16 protein-coding genes are annotated in these 15,075 nt (G+C 63.6%); 2 read left to right on the top strand and 14 right to left on the bottom strand.

Annotated features, from left to right (window positions below; genetic code table 11):
* Positions 1–51: 51 nt before the first annotated feature.
* From J2W46_RS13440 to J2W46_RS13415, 6 genes are all read right to left on the bottom strand, one after another.
* Positions 52–972, bottom strand: coding sequence for a glycosyltransferase family 2 protein (locus J2W46_RS13440; protein WP_310354335.1), 921 nt, complete (start codon positions 970–972; stop codon positions 52–54).
* Positions 954–1,847, bottom strand: coding sequence for a dTDP-4-dehydrorhamnose reductase (gene rfbD, locus J2W46_RS13435; protein WP_310354334.1), 894 nt, complete (start codon positions 1,845–1,847; stop codon positions 954–956). The genes J2W46_RS13440 and rfbD overlap by 19 nt, the downstream gene beginning before the upstream one ends.
* Before the next feature lie 6 nt (positions 1,848–1,853).
* Positions 1,854–2,405, bottom strand: coding sequence for a dTDP-4-dehydrorhamnose 3,5-epimerase (rfbC, locus tag J2W46_RS13430; RefSeq protein WP_310354332.1), 552 nt, complete (start codon positions 2,403–2,405; stop codon positions 1,854–1,856).
* A complete protein-coding gene (rfbA, locus tag J2W46_RS13425; protein ID WP_006048652.1) occupies positions 2,390–3,283 on the bottom strand; it encodes a glucose-1-phosphate thymidylyltransferase RfbA in 894 nt (297 codons plus the stop codon). The genes rfbC and rfbA overlap by 16 nt, the downstream gene beginning before the upstream one ends.
* A 10-nt stretch (positions 3,284–3,293) precedes the next feature.
* Complete coding sequence (gene rfbB / locus J2W46_RS13420) at positions 3,294–4,355, bottom strand: dTDP-glucose 4,6-dehydratase (RefSeq protein ID WP_310354331.1); 1,062 nt, start codon at positions 4,353–4,355, stop codon at positions 3,294–3,296.
* Positions 4,356–4,747: 392 nt separating this feature from the next.
* Positions 4,748–5,659, bottom strand: coding sequence for a GDP-mannose 4,6-dehydratase (locus tag J2W46_RS13415; protein ID WP_310354329.1), 912 nt, complete (start codon positions 5,657–5,659; stop codon positions 4,748–4,750).
* 203 nt (positions 5,660–5,862) lie between these two features.
* Between J2W46_RS13415 and J2W46_RS13410 the strand changes: the two genes are divergently transcribed.
* The gene (locus tag J2W46_RS13410; RefSeq protein WP_310354327.1) at positions 5,863–6,747 is read left to right on the top strand and encodes a symmetrical bis(5'-nucleosyl)-tetraphosphatase; all 885 of its coding nucleotides are present in this window, start codon (positions 5,863–5,865) and stop codon (positions 6,745–6,747) included.
* A 12-nt stretch (positions 6,748–6,759) separates the two neighbouring features.
* On the opposite strand, the gene J2W46_RS13405 is transcribed toward J2W46_RS13410, so the two are convergent.
* The 8 genes from J2W46_RS13405 to J2W46_RS13370 form a co-directional block, all read right to left on the bottom strand.
* A complete protein-coding gene (locus J2W46_RS13405) occupies positions 6,760–7,599 on the bottom strand; it encodes a lysophospholipid acyltransferase family protein (RefSeq protein WP_310354325.1) in 840 nt (279 codons plus the stop codon).
* Between the two features lie 69 nt (positions 7,600–7,668).
* Complete coding sequence (locus tag J2W46_RS13400; RefSeq protein ID WP_310354323.1) at positions 7,669–8,949, bottom strand: dihydroorotase; 1,281 nt, start codon at positions 8,947–8,949, stop codon at positions 7,669–7,671.
* Positions 8,950–9,042: 93 nt separating this feature from the next.
* Complete coding sequence (locus J2W46_RS13395) at positions 9,043–10,068, bottom strand: aspartate carbamoyltransferase catalytic subunit (protein WP_020069825.1); 1,026 nt, start codon at positions 10,066–10,068, stop codon at positions 9,043–9,045.
* Positions 10,069–10,154: 86 nt separating this feature from the next.
* A complete protein-coding gene (gene pyrR, locus J2W46_RS13390) occupies positions 10,155–10,694 on the bottom strand; it encodes a bifunctional pyr operon transcriptional regulator/uracil phosphoribosyltransferase PyrR (RefSeq protein WP_310354321.1) in 540 nt (179 codons plus the stop codon).
* The gene (gene ruvX / locus J2W46_RS13385; protein WP_020069823.1) at positions 10,681–11,121 is read right to left on the bottom strand and encodes a Holliday junction resolvase RuvX; all 441 of its coding nucleotides are present in this window, start codon (positions 11,119–11,121) and stop codon (positions 10,681–10,683) included. The genes pyrR and ruvX overlap by 14 nt, the downstream gene beginning before the upstream one ends.
* Before the next feature lie 10 nt (positions 11,122–11,131).
* A complete protein-coding gene (locus J2W46_RS13380; protein WP_020069822.1) occupies positions 11,132–11,710 on the bottom strand; it encodes a YqgE/AlgH family protein in 579 nt (192 codons plus the stop codon).
* A 240-nt stretch (positions 11,711–11,950) separates the two neighbouring features.
* Positions 11,951–13,360 carry a hypothetical protein gene (locus J2W46_RS13375; protein ID WP_087751582.1) on the bottom strand — a complete coding sequence of 470 codons (1,410 nt, stop codon included), beginning with the start codon at positions 13,358–13,360 and terminating at the stop codon, positions 11,951–11,953.
* A gap of 257 nt (positions 13,361–13,617) precedes the next feature.
* Complete coding sequence (locus J2W46_RS13370; protein WP_007178992.1) at positions 13,618–13,788, bottom strand: rubredoxin; 171 nt, start codon at positions 13,786–13,788, stop codon at positions 13,618–13,620.
* A 286-nt stretch (positions 13,789–14,074) separates the two neighbouring features.
* Between J2W46_RS13370 and J2W46_RS13365 the strand changes: the two genes are divergently transcribed.
* Positions 14,075–14,935 carry a hydroxymethylpyrimidine/phosphomethylpyrimidine kinase gene (locus tag J2W46_RS13365; protein ID WP_020069820.1) on the top strand — a complete coding sequence of 287 codons (861 nt, stop codon included), beginning with the start codon at positions 14,075–14,077 and terminating at the stop codon, positions 14,933–14,935.
* Positions 14,936–15,075: the final 140 nt, after the last annotated feature.

The following is a 15,075-nucleotide window of genomic DNA, read 5'->3' as shown; positions in this document are numbered from 1 at the left end:
CCCCGAATGCGTGGGTCAAACCAGCGGCCGTTGCCGGCCGCTGCGGCGTATTTACTGGCGACGGTACGCACCAAGCCGCCCGTGCCAACCGTCGCGAACGCCGCGCCACGCCATCGCAAGGTGATCTCTTCGCTGCTGCGGAAAGAAGCAGTAAATCAGCACGCGTATCGGGAGTTTGATGAGCTCAGTGCTCTTCCATGCCATCGGCATCGACGGGCGCTTGATCAACGCAACGACGTTGCGGAACTGGTAGTAGTGCCGCAACGGGCTATGCATGGGATAGTTGCGCCCGAGTACGCGGACTGGTTCACCGCCGAGCTCGTGACTCATGCGCACCCAAGGGACACCGAGAACCTGGAAGCCTTTCCGCTTTGCGCGCACACACCATTCGAGATCGACGAAATCGATAAACAGCGCGTCGTCCATCGGACCAATGCTTGCCCACCAGCGCAGATTGATACATGAGCCCGAGGTAATCAGAAAGTCGACCTCGATAGGCTGATCGCCGGTGGGCGATACACGTTCCAGCGCCCACCATTTGAAGCGAACGAACGATGCGACACCGCGCAAGCGAGGGTCGTCGTAGGCGGGCCCAACCAGCGCAACGCGTTGTTGCGACGCGTTGGCGCGAGCGATGATTGCCGGCAACTCGACAAACAGCGATCCGGGCGGTTCGCTGTCCTGGTCGAAGAGGATCGCGACTTCGAATTCCTCACGAATGAGTATGTCGATACCCTGATTGATCGCGGTGGCAATGCCGAGGTTCTCGCCGTTCGGCAAGTATTCGATCGAATCCGATAAGCCCAGGTCGCGGGCGGTGGAGACTGACGGCGTATTGTCGATGACAACGCATCGCATGAAGGACGCGAGGCGGTTGGCGCGCTGCACGCAGGCCGCGTCGGGATGGTAGAAAACCACGACTGCGCCCGAACGCGGCTGCCGCGGCTCGCCATTCACTTCGTTGACATGCATAGGCGCAGAGCGTCCCGCCAGTCGGGCGCGCGTACGCCAAAGCTGGCAGCGAGCTTGTCGTTCGACATCCGTGAGTTGCTCGGGCGTGTGGCCGGCGTCGGATACGACGCAGCAGGTATGGGCTTCACCGTGGGCTTCTTCTCGAGTTGCGAATACTCGAAAATAGCTTCAGCGAAACCGTGCCACGACGTACTGCCCGAGGCGGTCAGGTGATAAACGCCCGAATGCTTTTCCCACCAATCGGACTGATTGGGCGCCACGGCTTGCGCGAGTACGTTTGCACTCAGGGCCGCAATCGTGTTGGACCACGTCGGCGCACCATACTGGTCGGCGACCACGCTGAGCTCATCGCGCTCTGCGCCGAGACGCAGCATGGTGAGCAGGAAGTTTCTCCCCCGCGTCCCATATACCCAGCTCGTGCGGAAAATCAGATGCGCGCAGCCGGACTGCGCGATCGCCCGTTCGCCCGCGAGCTTGCTCTTGCCGTACACGTTTTGCGGATTGACCGCGTCGCTCTCGACATACGCGCCGGCCTTGGTGCCGTCGAATACGTAGTCCGTCGAATAGTGAGCCAGCGCCGCGCCGAGCCGCTTCGCTTCTTCTGCGAGCACGCCGGGCGCTTCCGCGTTCAGACGCATGACTGCGTCGATATCGGTTTCGGCTTTGTCGACCGCCGTGTGTGCAGCGGGATTTACGATGAGTCGCGGCTTCACTTCGCGCACGACGCGCCGCACCTGCTCCAGGTCGGCGAGATCTAGCGCGCTACGCTCTAGCGCGACGACCTTGCCCAAACCTTGTAGCGTGCGCGCCAGTTCAAAACCGACCTGGCCATTGACGCCGGTCAGGAGGATCGTTGGTTGATCACCCGCGCTCATACGACCTCAGGAGAAATGCTCAGCGTCCGCGAGATGCTTGGCCGCCGCATCTTTCGCTGCGAGCAGCGGCTCGAAATCAACAGGCCATTCGATACCGATGGCGGGATCGTTCCAGAGAATGCTGCGCTCATGCTCGGGGAACCAGTAGTCGGTCGTCTTGTACAGGAACTGCGCGGACTCCGACAGCACGACGAAACCATGCGCGAAGCCAGGCGGCACCCACAATTGCCGATGGTTCTCCATCGACAACGTCATGCCAACCCACTTGCCAAAGTTCGGCGAACTCTTGCGAATATCCACCGCGACGTCGAACACTTCGCCTTCCACCACCCGCACGAGCTTGCCCTGCGCATGTTCAATCTGATAGTGCAAGCCGCGCAGCACGCCTTTCGCAGAACGCGAATGATTGTCCTGCACGAACGTCACGCCAGCCTCGACACGCTCCGCGAATTCCACGGCATTAAAGCTCTCGTAAAAATAGCCGCGCGCATCGCCGAATACCTTCGGCTCGATGATCTTGACTTCGGGCAGCGCCGTAGCGGTTACTTGGATGGCCATGCAACTTGGTCCGTAAGAATGTTTTGGAGATACTGCCCGTAGGCGTTCTTCGCGAGCGGCGCGGCGAGCGCGAGCAACTGCTCAGCGCCGATCCACTGTTGGCGATACGCGATTTCCTCGGGACATGCGACCACGAGGCCCTGGCGCTTCTGCAACGTCGCAATGAACGTGGCCGCTTCGATCAGCGAATCATGCGTGCCCGTGTCGAGCCACGCGTAGCCGCGACCCATGATCTCGACATTGAGCGCGGCGTTGGCCAGATACCGCGAATTGACGTCGGTGATTTCCAGCTCGCCACGCGGCGACGGCTTGATGTCCGCCGCGATGTCGCAGACCTGCTTGTCGTAGAAGTACAGACCCGTGACCGCATAGTTCGAGCGCGGCTTGGCCGGCTTTTCCTCGATCGACAACGCGCGGAACTGTTTGTCGAATTCGACCACGCCGTAGCGCTCCGGATCGTGCACGTGATACGCGAACACGGTGGCGCCATCGGCCTGATCGTTTGCACGCTCGAGCTGCTTTGCGAGGTCGTGGCCGTAGAAAATGTTGTCGCCGAGAATCAGCGCCGACGGGTCATTACCCACGAACTCGCGGCCAATGATGAACGCTTGCGCGAGACCGTCGGGAGACGGCTGGACCGCGTACTGAATGTTCATGCCCCACTGGCTGCCGTCGCCGAGCATGGCTTCGAAGCGCGGTGTGTCCTGCGGCGTGGAGATGATCAGCACGTCGCGAATGCCCGCCACCATCAGCGTGGAAAGCGGGTAGTAGATCATCGGCTTGTCGTAGACAGGCAGCAACTGCTTCGAGACGACATGCGTGATCGGATAGAGCCGGGTGCCCGAACCGCCCGCGAGAATAATGCCTTTGCGCGCCATTGCCGTGCCCTTACGCGCGTTGCGCGTAGTTGGTCTCAACCCACTTCCGGTAGTCTCCCGAAGCGACTTCGTCAGACCACGCCTGATTGTCGAGATACCACTGCACCGTCTTTGCAAGACCCGTTTCAAACGTTTCCGCGGGCTTCCAGCCGAGTTCGCGTTCGAGCTTGCGAGCGTCGATCGCATAACGGCGGTCGTGGCCCGGGCGGTCCTTCACGTAGGTGATCTGGTCGCGATACGAAGCGCCCGCCTTCGGGCGCAGCTGATCGAGCAGATCGCACAGCGTGTGCACGACGTCGAGGTTCTTCTTTTCGTTCCAGCCGCCGATGTTGTACGTCTCGCCCGGCGTGCCGCGCGCGAGCACTTCGCGGATCGCGCTGCAATGGTCACCGACATACAGCCAGTCGCGCACGTTCTGACCGTCGCCATAAACAGGCAACGGTTTGCCGCCGAGCGCGTTCGCGATCATCAGCGGAATCAGCTTTTCGGGGAACTGGTACGGACCGTAGTTGTTCGAGCAGTTCGTGGTGAGCGTGGGCAAGCCGTACGTGTGATGGTAGGCGCGCACCAGATGGTCGGAGCCCGCCTTGGTCGCCGAGTAAGGGCTGTTCGGCGCGTAAGGCGTGGTCTCGGAGAATTGCGGATCGGTAGCGGAAAGCGAGCCGAAGACTTCGTCGGTCGAGACATGCAGGAAGCGGAATGCGGCCTTGTCGGCGTCGTCGAGCGTGTTCCAGTAGCTTCGCGCGGCTTCGAGCAGCGTGAACGTACCGACCACGTTGGTCTGCACGAAATCGGCCGGGCCGTGAATCGAACGGTCAACGTGGCTTTCGGCCGCGAAATGCAGCACGGCACGCGGCTTGTGCTCGGCGAATAGCGCGTCCATGGCGGCGCGGTCACAAATGTCTGCGCGCACGAATACGTGCTTCGCATTGCCCTGCTGCGACTTGAGCGTGCCGAGATTGCCGGCATAGGTCAGCTTGTCTACATTCAGCACCGCTTCGTCCGACGTATTCAGCCAGTCGAGCACGAAATTGGCGCCGATAAAGCCGGCACCGCCCGTAACCAAGATCATGAAATTCCCTTCCAGATGTTTGCGACAGCCCCGGCATTGGTCGGCCGGCCCGCGCGCCACGCGTTGTGGAGTCTGATTTTCTCAGCGGCTGCGCCTCCGCATCAAGGCGGACGCTCAGACACCAATCTTATAAAAGCCCCGATTATAAAGCGCCCCTGAACAAAAACTAGAACCCTAACAACTTGAAACAGCTTGACAAGTTCCCATTCGGGCGGAATTTCCGACCCCCACTGCCGGGTGGCCCATGCTTACCGGATCGGCGCTCTATTTATATGAGATATATCGCGGCACGAGGCGCGTAATTTTTGTCAGCGACGCGAAGGTGATGGAAGGCCGCGCCCCTTGCGGAGCGGGCCGTCATGAAGGACGGGCGAGCGCCCGGTCCGTGCGTTTCAGGCGGCGAGCATCCAGCGCAGCGTATCCATGAACGGGATAGCGTGCACTTCGGGTACCAGCGAGCGCAACTTCGCGGGCGATCCGGCGAGCACCTTGACATCGGTTTGCCGGACGAAAGCGGGATTGATGTGCACTTGCAACTCATGGCCGGTCAGGTCGCTTGCGGCCGAGAGAATTTCGCGCAACGTATAGGGTGTGCCGGTGCACACGTTCACGGTCTCGGAAGCGGCCTCGGAATCGAGCAGCGCCTCGTAAGCGCTCGCCACATAGCGCACGTCGGAAAAATCGCGTGCAACATCGATATTGCCGAGTTCGATAAAGGGCTCGCGCCGCGCGAAGTGCTCGACGATTTTCGGTACGAGGAAGTTCGGCGCCTGCCCGCGCCCCGTGTAGTTGAACGGACGCGCAATCAGGATGGGCAACCGGTCAAACCAGGTGTGCACCATCGTTTCCATGGCAGCCTTGCTGGCCGCATAGTGATTGACCGGCGTGAGCGGGAAGCTTTCGTCGATCGCGTCGCTCGTCACGTTGCCATACACATTCGCGCTACTCGCGATCAGCACCTTGCGCGGCGTATGACCGGTCGCGGCACACGCCTCCAGCAGATTCAGCGTGCCGATCACGTTGACGCGGTAGAAGTCGAGCGGATCGTCGTGGCCGACAAAGCTGATCGCAGCAAGATGAACGATATAGTCGGGCCGCGCCGTTTCGATCACGCGCCGGCAGTTCTCCGGCGAGGTGATATCGAGCCTCAGGCACGTGGGCGTTTCCGGCTCGTCGCGGCCGGCGAAGGTTTCGATCACGGTATGACCGCGGCCGAGCAGGTTATCGACCAGATAGCGGCCAGTAAAGCCGCTCGCCCCGGTGACGAGCGTGCGGACGGGTTGCTTCGCATGGGAAGACGACATGCTTTCTCCGTTCACGAGGGTCATCCTGTTGTGATGCAATATCGCGCCGGGCGTTCACTGCATGCTGCGACAACAGCCGTAGCCGCGGCATGGCGCGATGCCGGCGCTTCAAACGAGCTATTATGTCACGCTCGCTTGCTGCACTGCCCAACTCGGCAAGCCCCGTTCGCCGCCGCGTGTATCGAACCGCAAACATTTCCTCGATGACTCCCTTCACCGCGCCTTCAACCCCTTCGTCAATTTCGCAGCAGCACCCCGTGCCTCTGGCCTTCGGCGATCTGCAAGGATGCCGCACGCCGTTCCAGCGGCTGCTCGCGAAGGCCGCGCCGCCGGCCGGCACGCCGCTATGGTTCGCGGGCGATCTGATCAACCGCGGCGCCGAATCGCTTGCCACGTTGCGCGACATCATCGCGCTCGGCGATAGCGCGGTGCCGGTGCTCGGCAATCACGATCTGCATCTGCTGTCGGTGTCGGCGGGAATTCGCAAGTCGAAAAAGGGCGACACGATCGACGAGATTCTTGCTGCGCCCGATGCCGCAGACCTGCTCGAATGGGTCCGTCACCGTCCTATCGCGCACTACGAGAACGGCATGCTGATGGTGCACGCGGGCGTGGTGCCGCAATGGGACGTGAACCTCACGCTCGAACTCGCCGACGAATTGCAGCGGGCGCTGCGCGCGCCGAACTGGAAGGAGACACTGGCGGGCCTGTATGGCAACGAGCCGAACCTGTGGACGCCGAATCTGAAAGGCATCGAACGCCTGCGCGTCACGTGCAGCGCGTTGACGCGGGTGCGTTTCTGCAATGCGGAAGGCGCGATGGACTTCAGCAGCAGCGGCGGCCTGAACGCCGCGCCGCCCGGCTGCATGCCCTGGTTCGACGTGCCGTGGCGCAAGACCGCTGACGTGACCGTGGTGTTCGGCCATTGGGCCGCGTTAGGGCTGATGCTGCGCGACTACCTGATCGGGCTCGACTCTGGCTGCGTGTGGGGCGAAAAGCTGTCGGCCGTGCGGCTCGCGCAAAATCCCGCGGAGCGCACACTCACGCAGGTCCAATGCGACAACTGCCGCTCGAGCGGCGGCAATTAAGCAGTAAGGGAATTAGACGCCTGGCGAGCGCACCGGGTTCTCGGCGGGTTCAATCATTGTTTCGGCGGATGCGGACGTCGCCGCCTGCTCGGCGATGAGCGCGCCGCTTGTTGCCGCGCCGCCCTGCATCTCGCGCAGCGCCGCTTCGATTACGCCTTGCGCTTGGGCCGCCAATGTACGACGGTCCGCGCCCGCCGCAAGCGGCGCACACACGTACACATGTGCGGTCAACGGCCCGCCGCGCAGCAGTAAGTTAAGCGAGTCCGCGAGCGACAGATCGTCGATATAGGCAGGCGCCGTGGACTGCCGCCCGTGCGCGTCTTCGTACATGATGCACAGCGGCTGCACCGGCGCGCACGCCGACACCGCCGCCTGAAACATATTCGCGTGAAACGGCAGCACCGCGAGTCCATTGGACGTCGTGCCTTCCGGAAACACGCACATCAGCTCGCCCGCGTTCAAACGGTCGGACAGCTCATGCATGATCCGCTTTGCGTCGCTGCGCTTCTCACGCTGGATAAACACCGTATCCAGTTGCTGCGCGAGCCAGCCGACCAACGGCCATTGGCGGATCTCCGCCTTCGACACGAACGGCGTGGGCCGCCACGCATTGATCACATAGATGTCGATCCACGAGATGTGATTGGCCACCACGAGCGCACCGCGGTCGAGCCGCGCGCCGTCGTTATGCACGACGAGCCGTATGCCGCACAGGCGCAGCATCTTGAGCGACCATTCGCGATTGAGCGCATGACGCCGGTCCGCGTCAACCTTCGGAAAGCGCGTCGCCACGATCCACATGCCGTGCAGCAGATGCGCGATGAGACGGGCCTTGCGTAACGCGAGCTTCATGTTCGGAGCTTTCCGTTGCGGGTCGATGCGAAATCCAGGCTGGCCAATGCGTGAGCCATGCCGGGCACGTTAGCGTTGCTCGAATGCGACGCGACCGGCCACGATGGTCGCGCGAACGCGAGCCGGCAATTCGTAACCGAGGAACGGCGTGTTATGCCCTTGACTCTTCAGCGCGCGCGGCTCGACGCGCCAATGCGCGTGACGGTCGAACACGCACAGGTCGGCCACACTGCCTACCGCAACGCTGCCCGCGGCTGGCAGGTCGAGCACGGCGGCCGGCGCTGCGGTGACGCGATTGAGCGCCTTGGCAAGCGGCACACCGGCTTCGTCGGCCCATTTCACCGTTAACGACAGAAACAGCTCGAGGCCGGTAGCGCCCGGCGTCGCTTCGCCAAAGGGCAGCAGTTTTTCATCGTCGTCGACCGGTGTGTGGTCGGAGCAGATTGCGTCGATGGTGCCGTCGACGAGACCCGCGCGGATCGCTTCGCGATCGCGCTGTTGACGCAGCGGCGGGTCGAGCCGGAACTGCGCGTCGAAGTAGCCGATGTCGAGGTCGATCAGATGTACATGGTTCACGGTGACGTCGCACGAAACCGGCAAGCCCTCGGCCTTTGCCTCGCGCATGAGCGCGATGCCCGCCGCCGACGACACATGCGACAGATGCACCCGCGCGCCCGTCACCCGCACGAGTTCGAAGATGGTATGCAGCGCGATGGTTTCCGCCGCGACGGGCACGCCGGAGAGGCCGAGCCGCGACGCCAGCGCGCCGCTCGCCGCCACGCCGCCCTTGCCGAGATAGGCATCCACAGGACGCAGCCACACCGTGTAGCCATACGTTTTCGCGTATTGAAGCGCGCGCATCAACACCTGCGTATCCACCACCGCCGCGTCGGCCTGCGAAAAACCGATGCAACCCGCTTCGGTCAGTTCGACCATTTCCGTGATGACCTGGCCCTTCAGGCCGACCGTCAACGCGCCGAGCGGATACACATGCGCCTGATCGAGATTACGGGCGCGGAACTTCAGCATTTCGACGAGACCGGGTTCGTCGAGCGTCGGATCGGTGTCCGGCGGACAAACGAGGCTCGTCACGCCGCCAGCGAGCGCCGCGGCCATTTCCGATTCGAGCGTGGCCTTGTGTTCAAAGCCCGGCTCGCGCAGACGCGCGGACAGGTCGACGAGACCGGGCGCGATATGCAGACCGCGCGCGTCGATGGTTTGCGTCGCCTCGAAACCGGCGGGCGCGTTGCCGAGCGCGACGATCTTGCCCGCCTCGATGAAAACGTCCTGCTGCTGTTCGGTACCCGCTGCCGGATCGATCAGCGTGCCGCCTTGAATATGAATCTTCATGCGCTGCCTTAAGGTTTCAGCCGGATTCGGCCAGGTTCTGCGTGGTTTGCCGCGTGTGCGCCGAGGTGGCGCCGCACGCATGCGTTTGCCGGATCAATCGTTATTGCCCGCGACGATCCCCATCACCGCCATGCGCACTGCAATGCCGAACGTCACCTGATTCAGAATCACCGATTGCGGACCGTCGGCCACCTGAGAATCGATTTCGACGCCACGATTCATCGGGCCCGGATGCATCACGATTGCGTCGGGCTTCGCAAGCGCGAGCCGCTCGGGCGTCAAGCCCCAGCTCTTGAAATACTCCTGCGCCGACGGCAGCAGCGCGCCGCTCATCCGCTCGTTCTGCAGGCGCAGCATGATGATTACGTCGACGTCCTTCAGCCCTTCGTCGAGGTTGTGGAACACTCGCACGCCCATTTGTTCGAGGCCGCCCGGCAGCAGCGTGCGGGGGCCGATCGCGCGCACTTCGGGTACGCCGAGCGTGGTCAGCGCGTGAATGTCCGAGCGGGCGACGCGCGAATGCAGAATGTCGCCGACAATCGCCACACGCAGATTCGTGAAGTCCTTCTTGTAGTGGCGGATCGTGTACATGTCGAGCAGACCCTGGGTGGGGTGCGCATGACGGCCGTCGCCGGCATTGATCACGTGCACGTGCGGTGCGCAGTGCTGGGCGATCAGATACGGCGCGCCGCTCGACGCATGACGCACGACGAACATGTCGGCGTGCATGGCCGACAGATTGTTGATCGTGTCGAGCAGCGATTCGCCCTTGCTCGTGGATGAGGCGTTGATGTTCAGATTCAGCACGTCGGCCGACAACCGTGTCGCGGCAATTTCAAACGTGGTGCGCGTGCGCGTCGAATTTTCGAAGAACAGATTGAAGACCGACTTGCCGCGCAGCAGCGGGACCTTCTTGACCTCGCGATCCGTCACACTGACGAACTGACTTGCCGTGTCGAGAATGTGGTTGACGATCGCCTTCGGCAAACCTTCAATCGACAACAGATGCTTCAGCTCGCCGTTTTTCGTGAGCTGCGGGTTGCCCTTCAGGAAGCCGTAGCGAAAGCGCTCGGTGGCGCTATCGGCTTGGTCGTGAGAGGCCTGGTTCGCGGTGTTCATGAGTTACCTGCTGGAGAAACGGACTTCAACGTGTGTGCGGCGGGCTGCGAGTCGCGGTGCGTGCGCACTCGCGCCCGATGCCGTGCTCAATCGGCGCGGGCTTCGGTGTGGAAGGTGAAACGCGGCTGGCCTGCGCTGCTCTCGTCGCGCGCGAGCACCAGCGTCGCGTCCGCGGGCACATCCACCACGCCGCCGACGAAGCGTGCCGCTACCGGCAACTCGCGCCCACCGCGATCGGCGAGGACCGCCAGTTCGGCCGCCGCCGGGCGGCCGTAGTCGTAGAGTTCATTGAGCGCTGCGCGGATCGTGCGGCCGGTGTACAGCACGTCGTCGACCAGCACGATGCGGCGGCCGTCGACGGAAAACGGCAGCGATGTCGGACTTGCCTGCGAGTGCAGACCTTTTTTCGCGTAGTCGTCCCGATGCAGTGCGACATTCACAACGCCGAAACTCGGGAGCTTGAGATCATGCGCGAGCCGCTCGGCCAGCCACGCACCGCCGCTGTAAATGCCGGCGAGCACGGCGCCCTCCGCACCGTTTTGCGCCGCACCGAATTCGTCGCCGTAGGCGGCGCGAATCTGATCGAGCAGCGCGCGATAAAGCGCTTCGGCGTCAATGGAACTCATGATTGTCGGAAAGTCCGTCTAGATATTGCTGAAGGATGATGCTGGCGGCTTCGGCGTCGAGCATGTCGGCACGGCCCTTGCCCTCGCGGATACCCGACTTTGCCTCGACCGACGAATAACGCTCGTCGATCCACGTGACGGGTAAATTGAAGCGACCGTTCAACTGGTTTCCAAAGCGCTTGGCGAGTTGCGTCATTTCGTGCGGCGTGCCGTCCGGATGCATTGGCAAGCCGACGACGAGCGCGTCCGGCTTCCATTCGGCGATCAGTTTGCCGACCTCTGCGAAGCGAAATTCGCGGCTGCGATTCTGCACGATGACGAGCGGCCGCGCGCTCTTCGTCAGCGAATTGCCGACCGCCACGCCGATGCGCTTTTCACCGTAGTCGAACGCAAGCAGCGTCGCCTCACGTCCGGCCGGCAGACTCATGCGGCGCCCCTCATGCGTGCCCGGCCTCGCCCGACAGCATGGACAGCGAAATGCCGAGCAGCGCCAGCGCGGCTTCGAGACGCTCTTCGGCCGGCACGTCGAACACGATTTTCGGGTCGGCCTCGACTGTCAGCCAGCCGTTTTTCGAAATCTCTTCTTCGAGCTGACCCGCGCCCCAGCCGGCGTGACCGAGCGTGAGCAGGAAACGCTCGGGACCGGTGCCGCTGGCAACCGCCTCGAGCACGTCTTTCGACGTGGTCATCTCGAGACCGCCCGGCACCGACATGGACGACGTATAAGTGTTGCCGTCTTTCGGGTCGTGCAGCACGAAGCCGCGCTCGGTTTGCACCGGGCCGCCGAAATACACGGGAACGTGAAGGAGAGGCTCGATTTCGAGCTTGAGGTCGATGCGACTGAAGAGCGCTTCCAGGTCGATATCGGTCGGCCGGTTGATCACGAGGCCGAGCGCGCCGCGCTCACTGTGATCGCAAAGGTAGACCACCGTTCCTGAAAACGTCGGATCGGCCATGTTGGGCATGGCGATCAGGAACTGGTTGGTCAGATTGATGCGATCGGTACTCTTGGACATAGTTCGGATTTTAGCAAAGACGGTGCAGGATGGCGGGCTTTGAGCGTGGATTGGCGACGCGAGTCATGGAGCGTGCCGCAAGCCATCGACGGCGATTCATATTGCACTCTATCACGCACGCGGGCCTTGCCACGGTGCAGCTTGGGCCTGCGCGCTTGACTGCCTGGTTGCCTACTTCGTTGCCTGCGTAGTTGCGTACCTCATGCGCTCGCTGCGCGGCCCGGGCGCACGTGACGCCCGTTACGCGCCGCCCTGCTCGATCGCCCGCGTAAGCGCGCTCAGCGCCGCGCCGCTAGCCGGCGGCGCCACGCCCGCCGCCACCTTGTGCAGCGTGGCGCGCAATGCCTCGGCCGCGCCTTCCAGCGCACTGGCCGCGGGCGCGTCGACGATCACGTGCGCACGCACCGCAGGCGTCGACACGCCGGCATGAGCGCGACGCCGCCAGGCGAGCCCCAGCGCATCGGCCAGCAGCGCGACATGGCCAAGACCGAGCGCGCAAGCTGCGGACCCGAGCCGGTACGCGGCGTCGCCCGCCTGGAGCGCTTCGCTCGGATCGGCCTTCTCAGGCTGGTCCGCGGCGCGCGCATGTTCGGCGAGCGCGGAGATGGCCGCGTCGGCGGTCTGCAGAAAGTCTTCGTACGCATGCGTGTTCACGCTCAGCACGCCCAGTTCGCGTGTCATGGAAGTGCGTGCGCTGAATGACTGCGCCTCCACGGCTCCGGCTTCCCAAAGCATTTCCGATGCCTGCGTGCCTGCCACGTGCCAATCGACCGTCAAGCCGTAATCGTGCAGCACCTCGACCTGGTCGGCATCTTCAGCGGCTGCGCCGAACAGCGCGTAATCGCGCCACAGCAGCGCGAGGGTGGCTCGCACCAGCGAGCGCTGCGCGCGTTCGATGCCGCGTGCATGGTCGGCAAGCGCCAGATTGCAACGCGCGTAGAAACGCCGGGAGTCGGGCTCACCCGCCGCGCGCCCGCTGACTCGCAATGCACGGGCGCAGGCCTTGGCAAGACGCCAGAAGTCGTAGGGATCGGGACCGGCGAGTTCGGTGAACACCGCGTCGAGTTCGTCGAGCGCGGCGTTAGTGGCAGCACGCGCCGCCACGCTGCCCGTATCCGGCTGCGAGCGCAGCACCGGGAGCAGCGCGCGTTCGTAGCGCGCACGCAGATGAGCCAGTTGCTCGGCCGACTGCGCATGAAACGAAACCGGCGGCACGGGCCGCGCGGTCAGTGCGAGGTCTTCGAAGGCCACCGGAGAAGCCGCGGTGTGTTCGCCGAGATCGGCACACAACTCGCGGTAATGACTGAAGAGCGTAGGCGAGCAAGCCAGTTCGCGCAGGTTGTGACGTTCGAGCGCTGCACGGAAGTCGCGCAGCGCGGCACCGAACGCCGGGCGCACGTGTTCGGCCTCAGACGGATCGCCCGCGGCCAGCGGCGAGAGGCGCACGAGCACGTCGGCGAAGCGCGTGGCACTCAGCCAGCCCGCGCTGCGCAGTGCGTGCGAGGCGCGCACCAGCGCGGTGGTGCAGCCGGTGTGTTGTTCGAACGCCAGCAGCGCTTCGGCTAGCGCAAGTTCCGCCGGGCGAACAGCGCCGCCGCGCGGATTGGGCAATGCGTCGAAGGGAACGGGTGCTGCGGATCGAAGAGTCATGAGTTGGCGACGGAAAGTCGGCGGGCCGCCGTTGGGCGCCGCGCGCAGACTGAGCGCCTAACGCGCGAACCGGCGACTGAACAATGACAAATGCGCAATGACAAATGCGCGATGACAGCTGCACAGGGACAAATGCAGAACGACCAATGCGCCATGACAGACTACGCAACGTCAACCTGCGGTGGAGACACGGCCAGCACGAGGACGTTCCGGCGCGTGCCACACCTCGGCCGGGCTACGCCGGCCGCCGTTTGCCTTCAGATCTGGACCATCTCGAAGTCTTCCTTGCGCGCGCCGCACTCGGGGCACGTCCAGTTGATGGGAACGTCTTCCCAGCGCGTGCCCGGCGCAATACCCTCCTCCGGCAAACCGGCTTCTTCGTCGTAAATCCAGCCGCAAATCAGGCACATCCAGCTTTGATATTCCATTCTTGTATCGCGTCGTGAAGTCCGTGGAAACGGGAGCCATGATGGTACCGTGTTGCCGCCCCAATGCCTAGCAATCGCAAACGCGCAGTCCCTGTGCCCGCCGACCTTCGGCAATGCCAGATGGGAAAAAGCGCCGCTGCGTGCGGCGTCGCGCCACAAGCCAGCCAAGAAGAACGGGGCGAAGCCTGCGGGGATGCGAAAAAACGCCCCCGGGCCGTTTTAGGACGCATAATTGAGCCGCTTGCGCACTCACCGCGCCAAAAATACTGCTCCTTTGTAAATCTTCATGCCCAGCGACACGCCTCCGATCGTCCTCACCTTCGGCCTCTCCGATCCCACCGGCGGCTCTGGCCTGCAAGCCGACCTGCTGACCCTTGCCAGCATGGGCTGTCATGGCGTCTCCGTGCTCACCGGCTATACCGTGCGCGACTCGGCGAGTTGCGACGAAGTCAACGGGCTCGACCCGGAGGTTGTCGCGACCCAGGCGCGCATGCTGCTCGAGGACATGCCGATTGCAGCGTTCAAGGTCGGCGCCTGCACGCGCGCCGAGGTAGTGAGCGCGATCGCCGAAGTAGTGGCCGATTACGACGACATTCCGCTAATTCTTGCCCCCGACTTCACTCTCGACGACGAGCACGTCCTCGCCGCCGATGAACTGCGTGAAGCCATTGCCGACCTGCTCGCGCCGCAAACCACCTTGCTGGTTGCCGACTCGGCCACCCTGCTCGCGCTCGCCCAGCCAGACGGCGACGCCGAAGCACCGAGCCTCGACGCCGCGATCTCGCATCTGCTGTCGCAGGGCTGCGAATACATTCTGTCGACGGAAACCGGCACGCACCGGCTGGTCAATACGCTTTTCAGCGAAGACGGCCAGTTGCGTCAGGACATGTGGGATCGCGGCAGTCACCGCATCATGGGCCTGACGGATACGCTCGGCTCGGCCATCGCGGCACTTCTTGCCAATGGCCAGGAGCCGGCAGAGGCGGTCCGCGAGGCTCAGGAATACCTGTACCAGGCGGTGCGCAGCGCGTTCCGGCCGGGTATGGGCGCGTATATGCCGGACCGGTTCTTCTGGGCTCGCAGCAGCGACGACGAAACGCCGCCGGCAAGCGGCAAGGACGCGGCGCCCGGCGAAGCGCGGCACTGACGCGCTCCCCTCTTTTCGCCTTACCGCGCATTGCCTGTTTCGACGTTTCGCGCGATGCCCCTTGCACGGCGTGCGCGGCGGCCTTGCTGCGGTGTTGTCGCGGTTCCTGTTTCCCGGCGGTTCGCGCATTTGACGCCGCC

It is taken from the genome of Paraburkholderia strydomiana, from assembly GCF_031456815.1.
In the GTDB taxonomy this organism is placed as follows: domain Bacteria; phylum Pseudomonadota; class Gammaproteobacteria; order Burkholderiales; family Burkholderiaceae; genus Paraburkholderia; species Paraburkholderia caledonica.
Note: the sequence above shows the minus strand (reverse complement) of the source record. Positions and strands in the feature narration are given on the sequence as shown.